Annotated in this window: 25 protein-coding genes; 15 read left to right on the top strand and 10 right to left on the bottom strand. The window is 64.8% G+C overall.

Annotated features, from left to right (window positions below):
• Positions 1-37 precede the first annotated feature (37 nt).
• Positions 38-655 (top strand): chloramphenicol acetyltransferase, encoded by a 618-nt coding sequence (locus tag QNO18_RS05385; RefSeq protein WP_283176861.1) that lies wholly within the window; start codon positions 38-40, stop codon positions 653-655.
• Here the strand turns inward: QNO18_RS05385 and phnF are convergent.
• Complete coding sequence (phnF, locus tag QNO18_RS05380) at positions 652-1368, bottom strand: phosphonate metabolism transcriptional regulator PhnF (RefSeq protein WP_283176860.1); 717 nt, start codon at positions 1366-1368, stop codon at positions 652-654. The two genes, QNO18_RS05385 and phnF, sit on opposite strands and share 4 nt — an antisense overlap.
• Positions 1369-1482: 114 nt before the next feature.
• Here phnF and phnG point away from each other — a divergent pair, with 114 nt between their 5' ends.
• The 7 genes from phnG (at position 1483) to phnN (ending at position 6636) form a co-directional block, all read left to right on the top strand.
• Positions 1483-1950, top strand: coding sequence for a phosphonate C-P lyase system protein PhnG (gene phnG / locus QNO18_RS05375; RefSeq protein ID WP_283176859.1), 468 nt, complete (start codon positions 1483-1485; stop codon positions 1948-1950).
• Complete coding sequence (gene phnH, locus QNO18_RS05370; RefSeq protein ID WP_283176858.1) at positions 1947-2540, top strand: phosphonate C-P lyase system protein PhnH; 594 nt, start codon at positions 1947-1949, stop codon at positions 2538-2540. The genes phnG and phnH overlap by 4 nt, the downstream gene beginning before the upstream one ends.
• On the top strand, positions 2540-3625 hold the full coding sequence (locus tag QNO18_RS05365; RefSeq protein ID WP_198836101.1) for a carbon-phosphorus lyase complex subunit PhnI: 1086 nt from the start codon (positions 2540-2542) through the stop codon (positions 3623-3625). The genes phnH and QNO18_RS05365 overlap by 1 nt, the downstream gene beginning before the upstream one ends.
• 85 nt (positions 3626-3710) lie before the next feature.
• Positions 3711-4583 (top strand): alpha-D-ribose 1-methylphosphonate 5-phosphate C-P-lyase PhnJ, encoded by an 873-nt coding sequence (locus tag QNO18_RS05360; protein WP_283176857.1) that lies wholly within the window; start codon positions 3711-3713, stop codon positions 4581-4583.
• A gap of 14 nt (positions 4584-4597) precedes the next feature.
• Positions 4598-5380: a phosphonate C-P lyase system protein PhnK gene (gene phnK / locus QNO18_RS05355; RefSeq protein WP_283176856.1), complete on the top strand. Its 783-nt coding sequence runs from the start codon at positions 4598-4600 to the stop codon at positions 5378-5380.
• Positions 5381-5384: 4 nt separating this feature from the next.
• Positions 5385-6068 carry a phosphonate C-P lyase system protein PhnL gene (gene phnL / locus QNO18_RS05350; protein WP_283176855.1) on the top strand — a complete coding sequence of 228 codons (684 nt, stop codon included), beginning with the start codon at positions 5385-5387 and terminating at the stop codon, positions 6066-6068.
• A 13-nt stretch (positions 6069-6081) separates the two neighbouring features.
• Positions 6082-6636 carry a phosphonate metabolism protein/1,5-bisphosphokinase (PRPP-forming) PhnN gene (phnN, locus tag QNO18_RS05345; protein WP_283176854.1) on the top strand — a complete coding sequence of 185 codons (555 nt, stop codon included), beginning with the start codon at positions 6082-6084 and terminating at the stop codon, positions 6634-6636.
• Here phnN and QNO18_RS05340 read toward each other — a convergent pair.
• Complete coding sequence (locus QNO18_RS05340; protein WP_283176853.1) at positions 6618-7307, bottom strand: DUF1045 domain-containing protein; 690 nt, start codon at positions 7305-7307, stop codon at positions 6618-6620. The genes phnN and QNO18_RS05340 overlap by 19 nt on opposite strands.
• Before the next feature lie 148 nt (positions 7308-7455).
• Between QNO18_RS05340 and QNO18_RS05335 the strand changes: the two genes are divergently transcribed.
• Positions 7456-8595 (top strand): alpha-D-ribose 1-methylphosphonate 5-triphosphate diphosphatase, encoded by a 1140-nt coding sequence (locus QNO18_RS05335; RefSeq protein ID WP_283176852.1) that lies wholly within the window; start codon positions 7456-7458, stop codon positions 8593-8595.
• A gap of 70 nt (positions 8596-8665) precedes the next feature.
• Here QNO18_RS05335 and QNO18_RS05330 read toward each other — a convergent pair whose 3' ends face one another.
• The gene (locus QNO18_RS05330; RefSeq protein ID WP_283176851.1) at positions 8666-9379 is read right to left on the bottom strand and encodes an arylesterase; all 714 of its coding nucleotides are present in this window, start codon (positions 9377-9379) and stop codon (positions 8666-8668) included.
• Between QNO18_RS05330 and QNO18_RS05325 the strand changes: the two genes are divergently transcribed.
• Complete coding sequence (locus QNO18_RS05325) at positions 9378-10109, top strand: ABC transporter ATP-binding protein (protein ID WP_283176850.1); 732 nt, start codon at positions 9378-9380, stop codon at positions 10107-10109. The two genes, QNO18_RS05330 and QNO18_RS05325, sit on opposite strands and share 2 nt — an antisense overlap.
• A complete protein-coding gene (locus tag QNO18_RS05320) occupies positions 10106-12613 on the top strand; it encodes an FtsX-like permease family protein (RefSeq protein WP_283176849.1) in 2508 nt (835 codons plus the stop codon). The genes QNO18_RS05325 and QNO18_RS05320 overlap by 4 nt, the downstream gene beginning before the upstream one ends.
• On the opposite strand, the gene QNO18_RS05315 is transcribed toward QNO18_RS05320, so the two are convergent.
• Both QNO18_RS05315 and QNO18_RS05310 read right to left on the bottom strand, forming a co-directional pair.
• Positions 12610-13344, bottom strand: a complete 735-nt coding sequence (locus QNO18_RS05315) for a hypothetical protein (RefSeq protein ID WP_283176848.1) — start codon at positions 13342-13344, stop codon at positions 12610-12612. The genes QNO18_RS05320 and QNO18_RS05315 overlap by 4 nt on opposite strands.
• Positions 13341-13841: an ABZJ_00895 family protein gene (locus QNO18_RS05310; protein ID WP_249496361.1), complete on the bottom strand. Its 501-nt coding sequence runs from the start codon at positions 13839-13841 to the stop codon at positions 13341-13343. Before QNO18_RS05310 ends, QNO18_RS05315 begins: the two co-directional genes overlap by 4 nt.
• A 218-nt stretch (positions 13842-14059) precedes the next feature.
• On the opposite strand from QNO18_RS05310, the gene hemE reads away from it, so the two are divergent.
• The 3 genes from hemE (at position 14060) to QNO18_RS05295 (ending at position 16950) form a co-directional block, all read left to right on the top strand.
• On the top strand, positions 14060-15094 hold the full coding sequence (hemE, locus tag QNO18_RS05305; protein WP_283176847.1) for a uroporphyrinogen decarboxylase: 1035 nt from the start codon (positions 14060-14062) through the stop codon (positions 15092-15094).
• Positions 15091-16047: an SdiA-regulated domain-containing protein gene (locus tag QNO18_RS05300; protein ID WP_283176846.1), complete on the top strand. Its 957-nt coding sequence runs from the start codon at positions 15091-15093 to the stop codon at positions 16045-16047. The genes hemE and QNO18_RS05300 overlap by 4 nt, the downstream gene beginning before the upstream one ends.
• A 66-nt stretch (positions 16048-16113) precedes the next feature.
• Complete coding sequence (locus QNO18_RS05295; protein WP_283176845.1) at positions 16114-16950, top strand: hypothetical protein; 837 nt, start codon at positions 16114-16116, stop codon at positions 16948-16950.
• Here QNO18_RS05295 and QNO18_RS05290 read toward each other — a convergent pair.
• Both QNO18_RS05290 and hemF read right to left on the bottom strand, forming a co-directional pair.
• Positions 16916-17269: a hypothetical protein gene (locus QNO18_RS05290; RefSeq protein WP_283176844.1), complete on the bottom strand. Its 354-nt coding sequence runs from the start codon at positions 17267-17269 to the stop codon at positions 16916-16918. The genes QNO18_RS05295 and QNO18_RS05290 overlap by 35 nt on opposite strands.
• Positions 17270-17272: 3 nt before the next feature.
• The gene (gene hemF, locus QNO18_RS05285; protein WP_283176843.1) at positions 17273-18139 is read right to left on the bottom strand and encodes an oxygen-dependent coproporphyrinogen oxidase; all 867 of its coding nucleotides are present in this window, start codon (positions 18137-18139) and stop codon (positions 17273-17275) included.
• A gap of 131 nt (positions 18140-18270) precedes the next feature.
• Here hemF and QNO18_RS05280 point away from each other — a divergent pair, with 131 nt between their 5' ends.
• On the top strand, positions 18271-18675 hold the full coding sequence (locus QNO18_RS05280) for a hypothetical protein (RefSeq protein WP_283176842.1): 405 nt from the start codon (positions 18271-18273) through the stop codon (positions 18673-18675).
• Between the two features lie 85 nt (positions 18676-18760).
• Here the strand turns inward: QNO18_RS05280 and QNO18_RS05275 are convergent, their stop codons facing one another.
• From QNO18_RS05275 to QNO18_RS05265, 3 genes are read right to left on the bottom strand one after another with little or no spacing between them, the layout of a single operon-like run.
• Positions 18761-19888 (bottom strand): CaiB/BaiF CoA-transferase family protein, encoded by a 1128-nt coding sequence (locus tag QNO18_RS05275; RefSeq protein WP_283176841.1) that lies wholly within the window; start codon positions 19886-19888, stop codon positions 18761-18763.
• Positions 19889-19893: 5 nt separating this feature from the next.
• Positions 19894-20559, bottom strand: a complete 666-nt coding sequence (locus tag QNO18_RS05270; protein WP_092900925.1) for a DsbA family protein — start codon at positions 20557-20559, stop codon at positions 19894-19896.
• Between the two features lie 10 nt (positions 20560-20569).
• On the bottom strand, positions 20570-21127 hold the full coding sequence (locus QNO18_RS05265) for a DciA family protein (protein WP_283176840.1): 558 nt from the start codon (positions 21125-21127) through the stop codon (positions 20570-20572).
• Positions 21128-21292: the final 165 nt, after the last annotated feature.

Genomic DNA, 21292 nt, shown 5'->3' with positions numbered 1-21292 from the left:
GCCACCCGGCGGACCCTTGACCTGAAAGCCCCGGAAAATGCCCCGCCTCTCGCCGACTGCGCCCTTCCTCCACCCCAACACCCATATCGCCAATTCTACCTTCGGCGCTTACTGCGAGGTCGGCGAAGGCACCCGCGTGCTGAACTCAAACTTCGGCGATTACGCCTATGCCGAACGCCTCTCCGACATCGCCAATACCACGGTTGGCAAATTCGCCAATATTGCCGCCCTCACGCGGATCGGGCCGACCGACCACCCCTTCGCCCATGCCGCGCAACATCACTTCCTCTATCGCTCTTCCTGGTATTTCGACGATGCCGAAGACGATCCCGCCTTTTTCCAGGCCCGCGCCGCGCGGCGCACCGTGCTTGGCCCCGATTGCTGGATCGGCCATGGCGCAATCATCAAACCCGATGTGACGATCGGCACCGGCGCCATCGTCGCCTCTGGCGCAGTGGTCACCAAAGACGTCCCCGCCTTCGCCATCGTCGGCGGCAGCCCGGCCAGGCTGATCCGGATGCGCTTTTCCGACAGCGTGATCGAACGGCTGCTCACCCTGGCCTGGTGGGATTGGGATCACAGCCGCCTGCGCGCGGTGCTCGCGGATTTCCGCAGCCTCCGGGCCGAGGCATTTCTTGAGAAATACGAGGCCTAACCCGCCTCCGGTGTCACGGTCAGCGTCACCCTCTCGCCGGCAAACCAGGTGGTGCCGAACTCGACCGGCACCCCTTCGCCGTCCACATTGACAGAAGTCGTGCGCAGAACCGGCGCGCCTTCGGGGATCTGCAGCGCCAGCGCCACCATGGTGCTGGCGGCCCTGGCCGAGAGCCGCGTCGAGGCGCGGGTATAATCTGCCACCCCCACCGCCGCTAACGCGCGCGTGATCGAACTTTCGCCTTCAAAAGCCGCCGCAAGACCGGGCAGGCGCGCCGCCGGAAAGACCGAACGAAACACCGCCAGCGGTTGCCCGTCGGCCGAGGAAAGCCCCTCGACCACCAGCACCGGCTCTGCCGTCACCAGCCCAAGCGCCTGCGCCTCTTTCGCATCCGAGGGCCGCGTCTCGCGCCGTGTCAGCTGTTTCGATGGCAGGCGCCCGCCCGATTCCATCGCCTGATGGAACCGCACCCGCCGCCCGAGCGGGTAATCCGTGGGCCGCCCCAGCACGAATACCCCGGCGCCGCGCCGCGCATGAACAAGGCCGCGTTCCGCCAGATCCGCCAGTGCATGGCGCACGGTATGGCGGTTGACGCCAAACCGGACCGACAGTTCCGCTTCGCTCGGCAACCGCGCGCCGATGGGGAAATGGCCCCGAGCGACCTCGGCCGCCAGCGTCCCGGCAATCCCCTTCCACAAAGCCGTGCGCGCCATTCCCTGCCCCCGTTACCGAAGTTTCGCAAAATATTCGCATTGACGTCACCTGTCGCCCGCCGCTTACTTGTATAGTTGTCTAGTACAACAGACAAGTCAGAAAAGATGTCTGCCATGAATCACACCGGACCTTCCCCTGCCAAAGATCTCACCGGGGCGCGCCGCGCCTGGATGGGCACCCTCGCCCGCGCGCGGCCCGAGGCGCTTGCCGCGCTTTTGCCGCTGCCGCTGCCCGACCATCACGACCTGCGCGCGCCAGAGACCGGCACGATGATGGTCCAGGGCCGCATCGGCGGCAGCGGCGCTCCGTTTTCGTTGGGCGAGGTCACCGTGACCCGCGCCACGCTGCATCTTGCGGATGGCACCACCGGCCATGCGCTGGTTCAGGGGCGCGACCGTACCCATGCCCGCCATGCCGCCCTGGTCGATGCGCTGATGCAGACCGATGCGGCAGAGCGCATCCGCGAGACCGTGCTCACGCCCCTGACCGAGGCCGAGGCCGCCCGCCGCCAGGGTCGCGCCGCCAAAGCCGCCGCCACCCGCGTCGAATTCTTCACCCTTGTCCGCGGAGATGACAAATGAACGCGCCCGTCCTGCCTGCCCCGGTCACGCCTTCGCTCGCCGGCGGTTTCGCCCATCCGGCGCATGATGCCGCCCGCGCCTTCCGCGCCGCGATGCAGACCCTGGCCCGCCCCGGTCGCATTCAGCAGATCACCGGTGCGCTGCCACCCGCGCCGCTCTCGGTTGCGGCGGGGACGCTGGCGCTGGTGCTGATGGATCAGACGACGCCGGTCTGGCTCGCCCCTTCGCATGACAGTGCCACGTTGCGCGCCTGGCTCACCTTTCACACCGCCGCGCCCTTCACCACGGCTGAGGCCGCGCATTTCGTGATCGGCAGCTGGGAGGCGCTGGCGCCGGTCTCGCGCTTTGCCACCGGCACACCAGATTACCCCGACCGCGCCGCCACGCTGATCGTCGAAATGCCGGCACTTGAGGCGCGCGGCGCCCGCCTGACCGGGCCGGGCATTCAGGACAGCGCCCGGCTTTCCCTGCCGGAAAAGGCGGCCTTTCAGGCCAATCACGCGCTGTACCCGCTGGGGTTTGACACTTTCCTGACCGCCGGGGACCAGATCGCCGGTCTGCCGCGCTCAACAAGGCTGGAGGATATCTGATGTATGTTGCCGTCAAAGGCGGGGAACGCGCCATCGACAACGCCCATGCCTGGCTCGCCGAAGAGCGCCGGGGCGACACGGAAATCGCCGAACTGTCCGTCGCACAGATCCGCGCGCAGCTGAAACTCTCGGTCGACCGCGTGATGGCCGAGGGATCTCTCTATGATCCCGACCTCGCGGCGCTGGCGATCAAACAGGCGAGGGGCGATCTGATCGAGGCGATTTTCCTGATCCGCGCCTATCGCACCACGCTGCCGCGCTTTGGTGCAACGCTGCCGGTCGAGACCGCGAAAATGGCGGTGATCCGGCGCGTCTCGGCCACGTTCCGCGATGTGCCGGGCGGTCAGATCCTCGGGCCGACCTTCGATTACACGCATCGCCTGCTGGATTTCGCGCTGGCCGCGGAAGGGCTTGATCTGCCCGAGGCGACCACCGCCAGCCCCGAAGGGCTGGATACTGTGCCGCATGTGATGGGCTTTCTGAACCGCGAGGGACTGATCGAAGAGGCCGGCACCGGCGCCGACACGCCCCCCGATCTGACCCGCGAGGCGCTGGAACTGCCCGCGACCCGGGCGCTGCGTCTGCAGGCGCTGGCGCGGGGCGATGAGGGGTTCCTCTTGTCGCTCGCCTATTCGACGCAGCGTGGCTACGGCAATACCCATGCCTTTGTCGGCGAGCTGCGCATCGGCCAGGTGGTGATTGAGGCCGAAATCCCCGAGCTGGGGTTTTCCGTCGAAATTGGCGAGATTGAGCTGTCGGAATGCGAGACGGTGAACCAGTTTGGCGGGTCGAAAACCGAGCCGCCGCAATTCACCCGCGGCTATGGTCTGGTCTTTGGCCAGAGCGAGCGCAAATCGCTGTCGATGAGTCTTGTCGACCGGGCGCTGCGCTGGAAAGAGCTTGGCGAAAGCCACAATCCGGCCCCGGCCCGCGATGAGGAATTCGTGCTGTCGCATTGCGACAATATCCAGGCCACCGGGTTTCTCGAACATATCAAGCTGCCGCATTACGTCGACTTCCAGTCCGAGCTGGAGCTGATCCGCCGGTTGCGCAGCGCCGCCCTTTCCGCACAGGAGAAAGAATGATGCCCGTCCAGATCGCCGCCGCTCTGCTGATCACCCTTGCCGGCGCCCGCAACCCAGGCAGCGCCCGGCCTTTGGGGGCGCGAAAATGACAACCGCCAGCATGCCTGTCGAGGCAGAAAGCTACAATTTCGCTTATCTCGATGAACAGACCAAACGCATGTTGCGCCGGGCCATTCTGAAAGCGCTGGCGGTACCGGGCTATCAGGTGCCCTTTGCCAGCCGCGAGATGCCGATGCCCTATGGCTGGGGCACCGGCGGGGTCCAGGTCTCGGCCGCTTGCCTCGTGCCGGAGGACCGGCTGAAGGTGATCGACCAGGGTGCGGATGACACGACCAATGCGGTCTCGATTCGCAAGTTCTTTCAGCGCACCGCCGGGGTCGCGGTGACCGAAGCTACCACCGAGGCGAGCCTGATCCAGACCCGCCACCGCATCCCGGAAACGCCGCTGACCGAGGATCAGATCCTGGTCTATCAGGTGCCGATCCCCGAACCCCTGCGCTTTCTGGAACCGCGCGAGACCGAGACGCGGCGGATGCATGCGCTGGAGGAATATGGGCTGATGCATGTGAAGCTTTACGAGGATATTGCCCGGCATGGCGAGATCACCAATTCCTATGCCTGGCCGGTGATGGCGCATGACCGCTACGTGATGACGCCTTCGCCGATCCCGAAATTCGACAATCCGAAGCTCTCGGACAGCCCCGCCGTGCAGCTTTTCGGGGCCGGGCGCGAGGCGCGGATCCATGCGCTGCCGCCTTATACGAAAGTGGTCAGCCTCGATTTCGAGGATCACCCTTTCGTTGCGTCAAAGGCGGATCATGAATGCGAGATCTGTGGATCGCGCGAGAGCTATCTGGACGAGGTGATCACCGATGATCAGGGCGGGCGGATGTTCGTCTGTTCGGACACCGACTTCTGTGGCAGCCGCAGCGCGGCCCTGGAAACGGAGCGCAGCTGATGGATGGGGCTGAGATGACTATTTATGCAAAGGTGAAAGAGGCCGGGCCTTTGCTCTCGGTCAGGGGGCTGTCGAAATTCTACGGCAGCCGGATCGGCTGCGCCGATGTGTCCTTTGATCTCTTTCCCGGCGAGGTTCTGGGGATCGTCGGAGAGAGCGGATCGGGCAAATCGACCCTGCTCTCCTGCCTCGCCGGACATCAGGCGCCGGATGAGGGGCGGATCCTGTTTGACGGGCGTGACATGATCGCCATGGCGGAACCGGAGCGGCGTCGGCTCGCGCGGAGTGAACAGGCCTTTGTGCATCAAAGCCCGCGCGACGGGCTCAGGATGGGCGTTTCCGCCGGCGGCAATATCGGCGAGCGACTGATGGCCGTGGGCGGGCGCAATTACGGGGCGATCCGCGAGACGGCGCTCGACTGGCTTGGCCGGGTCGAGATTGACGGGGCGCGGATCGACGACCGGCCCTCGGCCTTTTCCGGCGGCATGCAGCAGCGGTTGCAGATTGCGCGCAACCTCGTCACAGCACCGCGCCTCGTTTTCATGGACGAGCCGACCGGGGGTCTGGATGTCTCGGTCCAGGCGCGGCTTCTGGATCTCTTGCGGGGCCTCGTGCGCGATCTCGGCCTGTCGGTGGTGCTGGTCACCCATGACCTTGCTGTCGTGCGGCTGCTGGCGCATCGGCTTATGGTGATGAAATCAGGCCATGTGGTGGAACAGGGCCTGACCGATCAGGTGCTTGATGATCCGCAACATGGCTATACCCAGCTTCTTGTTTCCTCGGTTTTGCAGGTCTGATCCCATGATTATGCTCAAAGACGTTTCAAAGACCTTTACGCTGCACAACCAGGGCGGCGCGGTCATTCCGGTGATGGCAGGCGTCAGCCTGACGGTCGCGCCCGGGGAATGCGTGGCGCTGACCGGGCGGTCGGGGTCCGGGAAATCGACGCTGATGCGGATGATCCACGGCAATTACCTTGCCGCCTCGGGCGAGATCCTCGTGGGCGGGCTTGATGTGGCCAAAGCCAGCCCGCGCGAGATCCTGGCGCTGCGGCGCGAAGAGCTGGGCTATGTCAGCCAGTTCCTGCGCGTCGTGCCGCGTGTTCCGACAATCGATGTGGTGGCGGAACCGCTCCTGACACTTGGCACCGCCGCAGAGGAGGCCCGCGACCGGGCGGCAGCGCTGCTGGCGCGGCTGAACCTGCCCGAACGCCTCTGGTCGCTCTCGCCCACCACCTTCTCGGGCGGCGAACAGCAGCGGGTGAATATTGCGCGCGGCTTCATCCATCCCTATCCGGCGATGCTGCTCGACGAGCCGACCGCCAGCCTTGACGCCACCAATCGCGAGGTGGTGCTGGGTCTGATCGCCGAGGCCAAGGCGCGCGGCGCCGCGATCCTCGGGATCTTCCATGACGAAGAGGCGCGCGCCCGGGTCTGCGACCGGCTGCTGGATGTGACCGGCTTCACCCCGGGTCTGGCAGCATGAGGAGGCTCGCGCCATGACGGGACGACTTTTCGCCATTGTCGGGCCCTCGGGGGCGGGGAAGGACACGCTGATTCAGGGCGCACTGGCGGCGAGACCGGATCTGCATGTCGTACGGCGCGTCATTACAAGGCCCACGGATGCCGGGGGCGAGGATTTCGAGGGCGTAACGGCGGCGGAATTCGCAGAGCGCCAGGCGGCGGGGGAATTCGCACTGGACTGGCAGGCACATGGGCTGCGCTACGGCATCCCGGCCGCCGCGCTGGCGCCGTTGGCCAATGGCGCGGATCTTTTGTTCAATGGCTCGCGCCAGGGACTTGAACGCGCCGCGCTGCTGTGGCCGGGGCTGAGCGTGATCCATGTCACCGCCCCGCCCCAGGTGCTGACAGCGCGGCTGATGGCGCGTGGACGCGAGAGTGCTCAGGACATTGCCGCGCGGGTCGCCCGCGCCGCGCAGCCCTGGCCCGAGGGGCTCCCCGCTGGCCTCAGCGTGATCACGGTGATGAACGATGCCAGCCCCGAGACCGGCATCGCCCGCTTTCTCACAGCGCTTCAGCCGGTCAGCGCATGACGCTCCAGAAGATGAAACCGCCCCGCCGCATCCTCACCAAAGAGGCACAGATCCTCGATGACAAAGGGGCGCGGCAGGTCGGGGGCGAGCCAGGGATCCAGCCGCGCCGCCAGATCCGCCGCCTCGGTTTCGGGCAGGCTGTCAGAGAGCGTCAGGTGGAACCGGAACTCTTCCATAACAAAGGGATAGCCCCATGCCGACAGCAACTCGCGCTGGCGCTGGGTCAGCCGGTCGGGGCGGCGCTTCGCGATCTCGGCCTCGGTGAGGGGGGCGCGCAAAGGGTCGAGATCCATCACCACCCCGGCGCCCAGCGCCAGCAGCGCACTCTCATCCCCCTGCGGCACCAGCGCAAGGAATCCCCCGATCCGCCGCAGCTCCAGCCCCCGCATCCCGACCGGCGCCAGCCGACCCGCGAGGACCGCGAGCGCCCCCGAAAGATCCGCGCGCCCGAGGCCCTCGGCCAGGCGAAACGGCGCCTTGATCGTGCCGTGAAAGCCATATTTGCGCGGGCTCATCGTCAGCTCGGCCTGGGGGCGTGGCAACCCTTCGGGCCCTGCGAAAGCGATCGGCAGGCCTGCTTCCGGATCCCAGCCGAGCCAGCCCGCCACCCGTGTCGCAAAGGCCCCCGGGCGCGGCGCATAATAGACCGCATATCTCGTGAAATCGCTCATCGCCACCGTCCTCTCAGCCCGATCCCGTATCATCCTTCGGAACCAGTTTCGCCCTAACCGCCATCTGTCACACGGATGTGACATCACAGTGCCATTTGCAGCGCTCTCCCGCCTGCCCGACCCTGCCTCCTGCCGAGAAAGCCCAGTCATGACCCAGACCATCCTCGCCAATGCCCGCATCCTTCTGGCCGATGAAATCGTCACCGGCAATATCGTGATGCGGGACGGGCTGATTGACGACATTGACACAGGCACAGCCCCGCAAGGCGCCGAAGAGATGCAGGGCGATCTGGTGATGCCGGGCCTTGTGGAACTGCATACCGACAACCTGGAACGCCATCTCCAGCCGCGCCCCCGCGTCGACTGGCCCCATGCCAGCGCGATCATTGCCCATGATGCCGAACTGGCCTCGGTGGGCATCACAACCGTGTTCGACGCGCTGCGGGTCGGGTCGATTTTTTCGTCGAACAATGCCGGTTACGGCGAATATGCAAGGGCGCTGGCGCATGAAATCATGGCCCTGCGCGAGATGGGCGCGCTGAAGATCAGCCACCGCCTGCATCTGCGCGCCGAAGTCTGTTCGGAAACCCTTATCGAGGAACTCGACAAATTCGGCGCCGATGACCGCATCGGCATTGTCAGCCTGATGGACCACACCCCGGGCCAGCGCCAGTTCCGCGACATCACGAAACTGCGCGACTATGTCATGGGCAAGCGCGGCATGTCTGAGACCCAGTTCGCAGACCATATCGCGAGCCAGCAGGCGCTCTCGGCCCGGGTCAGTGCCGCGCATGAGGCGGCCGCCGTCCAGGCCGCCCGCCGCTACGGCGCCGTGATTGCAAGCCATGACGACACGACCGAAGACCAGGTGGTGACCAGCCGCGAAAAGGGCGTGAGCTTTGCCGAATTCCCCACCACGGCCGAGGCTGCGCGCGCCTGCCGCGACCAGGGCATCCTGGTGATGATGGGGGCGCCGAACCTGATCCGGGGCGGCTCACATTCCGGCAATGTCGCGGCGGCGGATCTGGCACAGGCCGACCTCCTTGACATCCTGTCCTCGGATTACGTGCCCTCGTCGCTTTTGTCGGCTGCGCTGATGCTGGGGGATCTCTGGGGCGACCTGCCGCGCGCCATCCGCAGCGTGACCAAAGCCCCGGCAGAGGCCGCGCGTCTCACCGATCGCGGCGAAATCGCCATCGGCAAACGCGCCGACCTGATCCGCGTCCACCGCGTCGGTGCCGCCGGGGCCATCCGCGGCACCTGGGTCGCAGGTCAGCGCGTCGGCTGACCTCAGAGCCCCCCGAAAAAGCTTCCGGCGAGGCCATTTCCCCTGACGAAAATACTCCCGCCGGAGGCTCTTAATCTGCCTGCTCTTCCCCCCGCGCCGCCGCAATCAGCCGCGTCACATCCGCCCCCAGCCCTTCGACAATCAGGATTACCCCGGCCGCATTCGGGTGGATCCCGTCAGGCTGCATCCAGGCATTCAGCGAAGCCGGGTCCGACGGATCCGCCCCGGTCGCGATCAGCCCGGCAAAGAAATTATCCGCGAGCATCGCGCCATATTCCGCCGCCAGCTCCGGATAGATCGCATCGAAATCACGCTTGTAATCCGGCCCCCAGTTCAGCGGCGCCTTCATCCCCACGATCAGCACCGGCAGGTCCCGCGCTTTCGCGGCCTCCATGATGCCGGTCATATTGGCCCGCACTTCCGCCACCGGAATGCCCCGCAGCATGTCATTGCCGCCCAGCGTCACGATCAGCGCATCCGCCTCGGGCCCAAGCGCCCAGTCAATCCGCGACAGCCCCCCCGCCGTGGTATCGCCCGACACCCCGGCATTCAGCACAATCGCCCCCGCCCCCTGACGGTCGAGCCAGGTCTGCAGCTGCGGCACAAACCCCTCGCCAGCCGGCAGCCCGTAGCCCGCCGTCAGACTGTCACCAAGCGCCACGATCGTCACCGGCTCCGCAGCGCTTGCCGGAGAAACCACAAGACCCAACGCAAACGTGAGGTTGCGAACACGCCGCGATGCGGCATATCCGATCTGACCCATTCGTTTCAGGAAGTTGCGCATGACCGGGACCGTCCTTTCACTGACCGATATTGGCCTCACCCTTCAGGGCAATGCCGGGCCGGTGCCGATCCTGCGGGGCATCTCGCTCAAGGTCAACCAGGGGGAAACCCTGGCTCTGACCGGTCCCTCCGGCTCCGGCAAAAGCTCGCTTCTGATGCTGATGGGCGGTCTGGAGCGCGCGACATCCGGCCAGGTCGAGGCGCTCGGCCAGGATCTCGGTCGCATGGATGAAGACCAGCTCGCGAAATTCCGGCGGGGCAATATGGGCGTGGTGTTCCAGTCCTTCCACCTGATCCCGAACATGACCGCGCTGGAAAACACCGCCCTGCCGCTGGAGCTGGGTGGCGAGAAAGACGCCTTCGCCCGTGCGAAATCTGAACTGGAAGCTGTGGGTCTGGGTCACCGTATCGACCATTACCCGGCGCAGCTTTCCGGGGGCGAACAGCAGCGCGTGGCGCTGGCCCGCGCCATCGTCGCCCGTCCGCCGATCCTGCTGGCCGATGAGCCGACCGGCAATCTTGACGGGGTGAATGGCCAGGCGATCATGGATCTGCTCTTTGCGCTGAGGGACCGGGACGGATCGACCCTGATCATGGTCACCCATGCGCCGGAGCTGGCTGAACGCTGCGACCGGGTGCTGCGGCTGATCGATGGCCGGATCGTGCCAGACCAGACCGCGTCAGGCCCGATCCCGAATGGCCCGATCCCGACCGGCCAGGTGGTCGCATGAGCCTCGCCTTCCGTATCGCGGCCCGCGAGCTCCGGGGCGGGCTCCGGGGGCTGCGCGTCTTCCTGATCTGCCTCGCGCTTGGCGTGGCGGCGATTGCCGGGGTGGCGACGCTGCGGGCCTCGATCCAGGCCGGGCTGGCCGACCAGGGCTCGGTCCTCCTCGGCGGCGATGCCGAAATGCGCTTCACCTACCGTTTCGCGAGTGACACCGAGCGCGCCTTCATGGCCAGCCATGCCGAACGCGTGTCGGAGATCGTCGATTTTCGTTCCATGGCGATCACGCCGGAGGACCAGGCGCTGACCCAGGTCAAGGCCATCGACACCGCCTGGCCGCTTTACGGCACGGTCACGCTTGACCCTGCAATCCCGCTGGACCAGGCGCTGGAAGGGCAAAATGGCCTCCCCGGCGCAGTGCTCGACCCTTTGCTGATCGAACGTCTCGGGCTGGAAATCGGCGGCAGGTTCTCTCTTGGAACCCAGAATTTTGTGGTCATGGCTGCGCTGCTGGATGAGCCCGACAGCGGCGCCGACAGTTTCTCACTTGGCCCACGCAGCATCGTCGCCACACCGGCGCTGGCGACATCGGGGCTTCTCGCCCCCGGCACGCTCTACGAGACGAAATACCGCCTGGCGCTGGCGCCAGGGACCGATCTCGAAACGCTTGAAAAGACCGCGAAACACGCTTTCAACGATTCCGGCATGCGCTGGACCGACAGCCGCCGCCCCGCCCCGGGGATCGAGCGTTTTATCGACAGGATGGGGTCTTTTCTTGTCCTCGTTGGGCTGGCGGGTCTGGCGGTGGGCGGCGTCGGTATTTCAGCCGCCGTCCGGGCCTGGCTTCAGGGCAAGGAAAAGACCATCGCGACGCTGAAGACGATCGGGGCCTCTTCGGGGCTGATCTTCTCGACCTATCTGATCCAGGTCGCGGTGCTGACGCTGGCCGGGATCGTGCTGGGGCTGATCATCGGCGCGGGCGTGCCACTCATGGCAGCGCCCTGGATCGAGGCTTCGCTGCCCTTCCCGGCAAAGGTCGGCATCGCACCCGCAGCCCTTGCTGAGGCCGCGTTTTACGGCGCGCTGACGGCGCTGATCTTCACTCTTCTGCCGCTGGCCCGGGCCGAGCGTATCCGGGCGGCAGCGCTTTATCGCGGCGGCGCTGCGGGCTGGCCGCGCAAACGCTGGCTGATCGTGCTGACGGCGCTGATCCTGCTTCTGATCGTGGTGGCGGTCTTCACCTCGGGCATTCACGAACTGGCGCTTGGCACGGCCGGCGGCGTGCTGGCGGCGCTTGCGGTGCTGGCGCTGGCCGCCTGGGGTCTCAGACGGATCGCTCGGCGCCTGTCGCACAGCCGCATCGCGCAAGGCCGCCCGGGCCTGCGCGCCGCCCTGGCCGCAATTGGTGGCCCCGGATCCGAGGCCCTGCCGGTGATCCTGTCACTGGGCCTCGGGCTTTCGGTGCTGGCCGCAGTCGGGCAGATCGACGCCAATCTGCGCGCCGCCATTGACCGCGACCTGCCGACAAGGGCGCCGGCCTTCTTCTTTGTCGATATCCAGCCCGACCAGATCGGCCCCTTCATCGAGATGGCTCAAGCCAATACCGCCGTCAGCCAGTATGAAACCGCGCCGATGCTGCGCGGCGTGGTCAACGGGGTCAATGGCCGCCCCGCGCGCGAAGTGATCGGCGAGCATTGGATCATTCGCGGCGACCGCGGCGTCTCTTATGCCGCAGCGATGCCCGAGGGTACAAAGATCACCGCCGGCTCCTGGTGGCCCGAGGCCTATCAGGGCGCGCCGCAGATCAGCCTTTCGGCCCAGGTCGCGGAAGAGACCGGGCTGAAAATCGGCGATGAGATGACGGTCAACATTCTGGGGCGCGACATCACCGGCACCATCACCTCGCTGCGCGAAGTCGATTTCTCGAATGCGGGAATGGGCTTTGTGATCGTGATGAACGAAGCCGCTTTGCGCGGCGCACCGCACAGCCATATTGCCACGCTCTACGCGCCGCCCGAGGCCGAAGCGACCATCCTGCGCGAGGTCACCAAGGCCTGGCCGAACATCACCGCAATCCGCATCCGCGAGGCCGTGGACCGGGTGTCCGAGGCGCTTTCCGCCATCGCGACCGCCACGGCCTGGGCGGCGGCGGGAACACTCCTGACCGGCTTTGCGGTGCTGATCGGCACGGCGGCGGCAGGCGAGCGGCGCCGCGCCCGCGAGGCTGCGATCCTCAAGGTGCTCGGCGCCACCCGGGCGCGGATCATCGCGAGCTTCACGCTGCGCGCCGCGATTCTCGGGCTGGCGGCCGGACTTGTCGCGGTCGTCGCCGGCGCGATCTCGTCCTGGGCCGTGATGTATTTCGTGATGGAGAGCAGCTGGCGGTTCGAGCCGGCCTCGGCCGCGTTGATCATCCTCGGCGGCGTGGCGGCGGTTCTGCTGGCGGGGCTGGTCTTTGCCGGGCGGACGCTGGCGGTCAAACCGGCGCAGGTCTTGCGCGAAGACGGTTAACCGCCCTGCCGGAATCCCGCCAGCCGTGCAAGCGTCAGTGGGATCGCGCGGAATTCGCGGCTGCGCGGTTTGAACGTGGTCACAAGGCGCGCCAGTGGTCTCAGCCAGCCCAGCCAGAAGGCCAGCCGCCCCGCGCGCGCCAGCGCATCTGCGGGCGCGTTGACGCGGTAGGCCTCCAGCGCGGCCTCAAGGAAACGTGGGTCATCGGGCCAGCGCCCATAGCAGCTCTGGATGAAGATCACGATGTCCAGCGCCTGCCAGAAACCACTGCGATGCGCGGCGGAAAAGCGTTCGAGATCAATGAAACGCGCAGTCGTGCCGTCCCAGCAGATATCGCGCGGCGCCGGGCGACCATGCGACAGCCCGGCCCAGTGCAACAACCCGAGCGCCCGCCCGGCCGCGGCAAAAGCGGCGCGCGTCCCAGGATCATCCGTCGCCTCTTCCACCAGGATCTGCAGCGTCGGACCCGCATCGGGGAGGAGGAAGTAATCCGCCCCTTCCATGGCGATCTCAGGCACCGGAATGCCCTTTTGTGCCAGGGTTTTCAGACCATTGCGTTCGGCCTCGAAAGCGCGGGACGGGTCACCCTTTTGCAGCCTGAGCCTCAGCGACAGGTGCTCCACCCGTTTCAGCCACCAGGTCCGGCCCCCTTCCGAGACCAGCCGTGTCACCCGGCGCGGAGGTTCCGCCAGAACCTGATCTACCTTATGCGACAGATCATCGCCGCTCATCGCCGGGTCTTCAGCGCGGCGAGTTTGGCCTGTTGTTTTTCCCATCCATTGAGCCCCAGCCAGAAGCCGAAGCGGACGACCAGAGTCAAAAGCACCAGCAGCACTGCGCCAACGATACTGCCGAACACCAGGTCATCGCGGCTGAAGCCGTTGCGGAAGGAAAGTTCCGGCCATGCACCGCTGGAGGCGATGGCCCAGATCAGCGCGCCGTTCAGCGCAAGCGTCAGCAAAGTGGCCAGCAGCGCAATCCACCATTGCCGGCCAGAGGTGGGTCGGCCCTCGCGCCTCGCCCAGAAGGAGGACATCGACATGGCAGCAATCATCGGGACCACCACCCCCATCGCGCTGTTTTGCGATGAGCTGGTCAGGAACTGGTCTGCCACCATCCAGATCACCGCGACGATCACGATCCCGAACAGCATGAAGGCGAGGTAGACCAGCAGCAAAACACTGGTCGAGACCCGCTTTTTCGGGGCGGCAAGGGGATCGGCAGACATAGGGCACCTTTGACTGAAATCTGCGGCACCATCGCTGATCCGGTGCGAAATGACAATCTCTGCGGCCCTTTGGCGGGTGGCGGCGGGCGTATCTGTAACAGGCGGAATTGAGGAGGAACGCGCGGCAGATGGACGCGCCAAGGGGCCTTGCGGGCGGATGGTCGCTTGACTTGTGGTCGCGGGCGGGGCACGGCGCTTGGGATAAGCCGGAGGTTGCCATGAGCGAGAAAAAGATCCTGCGCGCCCTGAGGGGAGAGGTTCAGCCGGTGCCGCCGGTCTGGATGATGCGCCAGGCAGGCCGTTACCTGCCGGAATATCGCGCGACCCGGGCCGAGGCGGGCGACTTTCTCAGGCTGTGCTACAATTCCGAGCTTGCGGCGGAAGTGACGCTGCAGCCGATCCGGCGCTATGGCTTCGATGCGGCGATCCTGTTTGCCGATATCCTGCTTTTGCCCCAGGCGCTCGGGCGGGAATTGTGGTTTGAGACCGGTGAAGGGCCGCGGATGGAGACCACGACCTCGGCCGCCGAAGTGGCGGGGCTGCGCCCGGATGAAGCGATTCACGAGACCCTGGCGCCGGTCTATCAGACGCTGAGGATCCTCAAGCGCGAGCTGCCGGCGGAAACGACGCTGATCGGCTTTGCCGGGGCCCCCTGGACAGTCGCGACCTATATGATCGCGGGGCGCGGCAAAGAGGAACAGGCGGGCGCGCATCGCCTGAAACGCGAGGATCGCGCGACCTTTGAAGCGCTGATCGACCGGCTGACCGGCGCGACGATCGAATATCTCTCGGCCCAGGTCGAGGCCGGGGCCGAGGTGATCAAGCTGTTCGACAGCTGGGCCGGCAGCCTGAAAGGTCAGGATGTTCAGGATTTTGCCGTGAAACCGGCGGCGAAGATCATCGCCGCGCTGAAAGCCCGCCATCCCGGCCTGCCGGTGATTGCCTTCCCGCGCGAAGCGGGCGCGGGCTATATCGGTTTCGCAGGCGCGACCGGCGCCGATTGCGTCGCGGTGGACAATTCGGTCAGCCCGGAATGGGCGGCGGAACATGTGCAGAAAGAGATCTGCGTCCAGGGCAATCTGGCACCGCATCATCTGGTCACCGGCGGCGAAGATCTGATCCGCGAGACCCGCCATGTGGTGCGCGCCTTCTCGAAAGGCCCGCATATCTTCAATCTCGGCCATGGCATCACCCCTGATGCGGATCCCGATAATGTGCAGCGGATGATCGACGCCGTTCGGGAAGGGGGATGAGCCTCAGCACAGCCCTGCCCCTTGCCCGGCGCCGGCGCCCCCTCTTTTGGGGCATGGCGGCCTTTGTGCTGGCGGGCGGCGGCTTCTGGCTCTGGGCTTCGGGGCTTTTCGGGCTCGGGCTGCAATATCTGAACATGCGCCAGACCGCAGCCGACTGGCAGGAAAAGGGCATCTGGCTGCCCTATTACACTGCGCAGATCGAGGCGCAGCCGGTGGCGGGGGTGGAGAGCAACCTTTCCGGCCTGACCTGGGCGCCCGAAAGCGACACGCTCTTTGCGGTGATCAACCGCCCGCCGGGAATTGCGGAACTGTCGACAGAGGGAGCGCTATTGCGGCTGATCCCGCTGATCGGCGCGGTGGATCCGGAGGGGATTTCCCATGTGGAGGGCACGGTCTTTGTCATTTCCGATGAGGCGCGGCAAAGCCTGAACTGGGTGGAGATCGGGCCGGAGACCCGCGAGGTCGATCTGGCAGGCTCACCAGAACTGGTGTTGAACTACGGAACCTTCCACAACATGGGCTTTGAGGGCGTGTCCTGGGACAGTGCGCGTGACGAGCTGTTCATCGCCCAGGAAATGCTGCCGATCCGTGTGCTGCGGGTCGGGGGCCTGACCGACGCGATTGCCGGAAAGGGCTTTTCGATCAGCGTGACCGAATGGGCGCCCGGCGACCGCTTCGGCCATTTCACCACCGACCTCTCGTCGCTTTCGGCCCATGATGCGACCGGCAATCTGCTGCTTTTGTCGGATATGACCGGCGCGCTGGCCGAATATGCGCCGGATGGCAGCCCGGTCAGCGTGATGCCGCTCTGGTCCGGCTGGCATGGGCTGCGAGACGATGTCCCGCAGGCAGAAGGGCTGGCGGTTGATGCGCGGGGAGACATTTACATCGTGTCGGAGCCGAACCTCTTCTACCGCTTCAGCCGCGATCCCTCACCTTCCTGGGCCGATTGAGGGCGCTTGTCTTCCGCCTGTGATCCGGCATAGCCTGGCGATCATTTCCTGATTGCTGAGCCTGATTTGACCACGTTTTTCAAAGACTTTTACGCCGACTGGCGCCACAAAACCGGCAGCGGCTATTTCACGCTGTTTTTCCTCAGCAGCCTTGTGTTGTGGAACTGGCGGGTAGTTCTGATCCTGTTTGCCGGTGATCTGACGACAGCTGAAAAGCTCGAAAAGATTGACGCTGTAACGGGACCAATCCGTTCCTTTCTTTACCCCGCCTGCACCGCAATAGTCGTATGCCTTACATTTTCTGCAACACATGCTGTACTCAGCTTTCTGATTTCCAGAACCGAACTTTGGCGCAAATCGGTGCTGGCTCAGCGGAGTGCAAAAATCCGTTCAATACGCCACAATGCCGATGATGAGGTCGATGCAAGCATTCTGTTGTCGAAACGTATCTCGTTGGAGAAACGGGACAAGATTGCGGACAAAGAGCATTTATTGATTGAAAAAGAAGCCCAGTTGCGCAGCAGTATTGATACAGTGGAAGCCGAAACCAACGCCACAGCGCGAATCATGGGCGCCACGAAACTGCTACAAGCACTCGAAACCGCAGGTGGCCAGGTTTCCATTACTTCCGAACACGATCTGATTACATCAATGCTCGGCGGGAACCTGGCCCTCACTCCAAATTCGCATCAGTTACGGATAGAATTGCAGGATGCCCTGGATAGTCTGATCAGAAGTCGGAAAGTTGCATTAAAAGGAGCACCAGAATCGGGAAGCTATTCAGCCAGCATCACAATTGAGGGATATTCGCACCTGGACCGCATCAAGAGTATCATGGCACGTAGAAATGATGCGCCAATGGCTCCCCTCACCCCCGAAACCGATCCCCCATCAGATCCCTGAGAGCTTCAATCGCCTCTTCGCCATTCTCGGTCGCGGCAGTGATCTTCACCACAATCTCACGCGCCATGACAAATTTCGACGCTTTAGCAGGGTCGATCAGAATCGACAGCCCGCGCTCGGTGCGGGTCACGCTTTCGACCGCCTCTTCGGCCCCGAGGCTCTCATCGGACACCTCGAACCAGACCGGGCCGCCAAAGGCGTCTCGGCGGAACATGACATAGGGCTCCTCCTCATCCTCGCCCTCGACAAAGCCGATGAACAGCTGGCCCTCATCCTCGACAACCGAGGCATAGAGGGCTTTGACGATGATGTCAGACATGTTTCAGATCCATTTTGCCAGAGGTGGCAGGGACATAAGAACCGCATTAGCGTCATGACCGGTTTCGAGGCCGAATTTCGTGCCCCGGTCATAGACAAGGTTATATTCGGCATAAAGGCCGCGATGGACAAGCTGTGCCTCGCGCTCGGGTCCGGCGAAAGCCTCGCCGATATGGCGTTCGGTCACTGGCAGGAAGGCGGGCAGGAAGGCCTCACCCACAGCGCGGGTAAAGGCGAAATCGGCCTCCCAGTCGCCGGTATTGAGGTCGTCGTAGAAGATACCGCCGACACCGCGCGCGCGACCGCGATGCGGGATGAAGAAATACTCATCCGCCCAGGGTTTGAACTTCGCGTAATAGCCCGGGTCATGGGCATCGCAGGCGGCCTGCAACACGCCATGAAAATGCGCCGTGTCCTCAGTATATTCCAGACAGGGGTTCAGATCGGCGCCGCCACCAAACCACCAGGCATGCGGCGTCCAGAACATGCGGGTGTTCATATGCACCGCCGGGCAATGCGGGTTCTGCATATGGGCAACGAGACTGATGCCGCTGGCCCAGAAGCGCGGATCCTGCTCCATCCCGGGCACACCGCGCGCTGCCATCGCCTTTTGCGCCCGCGCGCCCAGTGACCCGTGGACCGCGGACCAGTTGACGCCGACCTTCTCAAATACCCTGCCGCCGCGCATCACGCTCATGATGCCACCGCCGCCGTCATTTTCGCGGCTGGTGGGGGTTACCTCGAACCGGCCGGGCGCAAGATCCCCGGGCGCGCGATCCTCCAGATCCTCGAACGCCGCGACAATCCGGTCGCGCAGTGTACGGAACCAGTCCGAAGCCCGTATCTTGTATTCGGTCAGATCGTTGCCCATTGTCATATCCATCGTCTCGGCCAGCCTTTGCCTATCACCGCAAGCCAGAGCCTCCAACCCGTTTGGCCCCCGTCCCGGCTATGCCATGCTGGTCGCCAGCCGCTCCCCGCCAGACCCTCGCGAGTCGCATCATGAAAAAAACTGCCGCCTTTCTTATCCTCACCACCCTCGCCGCCTGCGGCACGCCGCAAGAACAATGTATCAGCCGCAATACGCGCGATCTGCGGACAGTGGAAAAGCTGATCGGCGAATCGCAAGGCAATCTGCAGCGCGGCTATGCGATTGAACGCTATGAGGTCACGGTGCCGGACTGGCGGCCCTGTATCCGCTATATCCCCGGCACCAAAGAAGACCCGACGCCGCGCCCGGTCTCGACCACCTGCCGCAGCTGGGACACCGAGGTCCGCACCAGGCCGCGCTCAATCGACCTCGCGCTCGAGGCAAAAAAGCTCTCGCAACTGCAGGTAAAACAGCGCGATCTGTCGCGCCAGGCGCAATCCGTGATCACGCAATGCAAGGCGGCCTATCCCGAATAGGCTGCCTCTCTTCATCTGTCTGAAAATATCCCGGGGGGAGCGCCCTGAAAGGGCGCCGGGGGGCTGGCCCCCCGCCTTCTCCGCTTCAACCAAAAATCTCGGCCTGATGCTGACCCAGACGCGGCGAGGGCGCGCCCAGCGACAGCTCCGCCCCCGAGAAACTCATCGGGCTGCGCACCCCCGGCACGCCGCCGGGTGCGATCTGCAGGGCGCGGGCAATGACCTGCGGGTCCGAGAAGACCTCGGCCATATCATTGATCGGGCCGGCAGGGACGCCATTGGCCTCGCAGGCGGCCAGCAGCTCTGCTTTGGTCATGGCGCGGGTCGCAGCAGACAGTCTGTCCGTCAGCCCGGCGCGATGCGTCACGCGGTCGGCATTGGTCACAAAGGCCGGATCATCAGCCAGGTCGCTCAGGCCAAGCAGGCCGCAAAGCTTGCGGAACTGGCCGTCATTGCCGATCGCAAGGATCAGCCAGCCATCCGAACAGTCAAACACCGCATAGGGCGCGAGGTTCGGATGGGCATTGCCCATCTTCACCGGCGCGGTGCCCGTCGCGAGGTAATTCATCGCCTGATTGGCCATGATCGCGGTCGCCACATCCATCAGCGCCATGTCGATATGCTGACCTGCCCCGGTGCGGCCGCGCTGGATCAGCGCCGCCATGATCGCGTTCGAGGCATAGATGCCGGTAAACACATCCGTCACCGCCACACCGACCTTTTGCGGCTGGCCATCGGCTGGGCCTGTCACCGACATCAGCCCGGCCATGCCCTGGATGATGAAGTCATAGCCCGCGCGATGCGCATAGGGCCCGGTCTGGCCGAAACCGGTGATCGAGCAATAGATCAGCCCCGGATTGATCTCTTTCAGGCTGACATAATCCAGCCCGTATTTCGCCAGACCGCCGAGCTTGAAATTCTCGATCACCACATCGGCGGTCCGGATCAGCTCGCGCACCCGCGCCTGATCGGCTGGCTCGCGGAAATCGGCGGTCACGCTTTTCTTGCCGCGATTGCAGCAATGGAAATAGGCGGCCGAAGTCTCGCCCTCATGGGTGATGAAGGGGGGGCCCCAGCGGCGGGTATCATCGCCCTCCGGAGCCTCGACCTTGATCACTTCCGCGCCGAGATCGGCGAGGATCTGACCCGCCCAGGGGCCAGCGAGAATCCGCGCCAGCTCGACGACGCGGATGCCTTCCAGCGGCGCGGACATCGGGGTCAGCCCGCCAGTTTCGCGTCAATCAGGGATTTGAGATTATCCCAGGCCCAGTTGTCGACCTTTTCACCGTCCAGGATGACGGTTGGCGTGCCGGTCACTTTGTCAGCGGCCATATTCGCCTCGAACTGTTTCAGCATCTCTTCCCCGAAAGCCTCATTCGCGGTGCAGGCATCCAGCTGCTCGTTGGTGAGGCCGGCGGTCAGGCCGATGGTGCGCAATTTGTCCATCACCACGGTCGGGTCCGAGGAATCGAGCCATTTTGCCTGGGTCGAAAAGACGATATCCGAGATGCCTTCATACCGCTTGTTGTCGTCGCAGCGCGCGATCATCCCGGCCCAGAAGCCGTAGCGGTCGAAATAGACCTCCCGCAGGGTGAAATGCACCTTGCCGGTATCGATATAGTCAGACTTCAGCTTCGGGTAGATCGTGTCATGGAAATTGGCGCAATGCGGGCAGGTGAAGCTGGCATATTCAACGATTTTCACCTTCGCATCCGGATCGCCCAGGGTGAAGTCGCGCGGGGTGAGAGCGGCTGAGGCAGGCGCATCGGTGGCCGCTTCCGGGGCGGCTTCGCCTTCGGATGCGGTGGTCTCCTGCGCCCAGGCCGGCGCTGCGGCGAGCGTTGCGGCCATCGAAAGCAGCAGCCGGCGGTTGATCATGGTCATTGTCTCGTCCTCATTTCCTGTCTGGGCGGGATAATATGTTCTGCGCGAGCCGCTCAAGCGCTGCGCGAAGGCCGGGATCGCCGACGCCTTCGGTCTGCCGCGCGGCGGTGGCGGTGAGTTTTGCCTCGGCCTCCGGGTCAGGGCGTGGCACTGCGGGGGCATGGGTAAATTGCGCCTGGCCATCGGCAAAGCCGGTGCTGGCGGTCTGGGTCAGATAAACGCGCGAAATGGCGTTATAGCCATAGACGGCGTTGACGCGCTCGCGGATCCGGTCAAGCTGCATTCCAATCATCGGCGCATGTGCGCCCTGGACAAGCAGCGTGAGCGTGGCACCCATGCCCGAGCCTTTGCCGCCCGGGCCTGCGGTCGCATAGCCGATCTTCACCGGCCGGGTGATCTTTGCGATATCTTCGCCCACGGTCTCGGCCCAATGGGTCACCAGACGCGCCACCGCAAAGCCCCGCGCCTCTCCCGCGCCGCGCACCTGGTTCGAGACCAGCGAAAATGCCGGTTCGAACCCGCGCCGGCGGTGTTCTTTTGACGGAAGGCTGGCGGGCTTGCGCGCCATGGGGTCCTGTCTTTGCCAGATCGGTATGGCCGGAAATGAGCGCGCCATGAAAGCGCACACAGACGGTTTCCCCGGCCAAATTCGCAGCCTATCTTAGAGCAAGCAGGCGCGGCGGAAAGCCCGGAAGCAATACCGGCGGCAACGGAGGCCATAAATCTTGCGTGA

This window comes from Gemmobacter sp. 24YEA27, assembly GCF_030052995.1.
Classification (GTDB): domain Bacteria; phylum Pseudomonadota; class Alphaproteobacteria; order Rhodobacterales; family Rhodobacteraceae; genus Pseudogemmobacter.
Note: the sequence above shows the minus strand (reverse complement) of the source record. Positions and strands in the feature narration are given on the sequence as shown.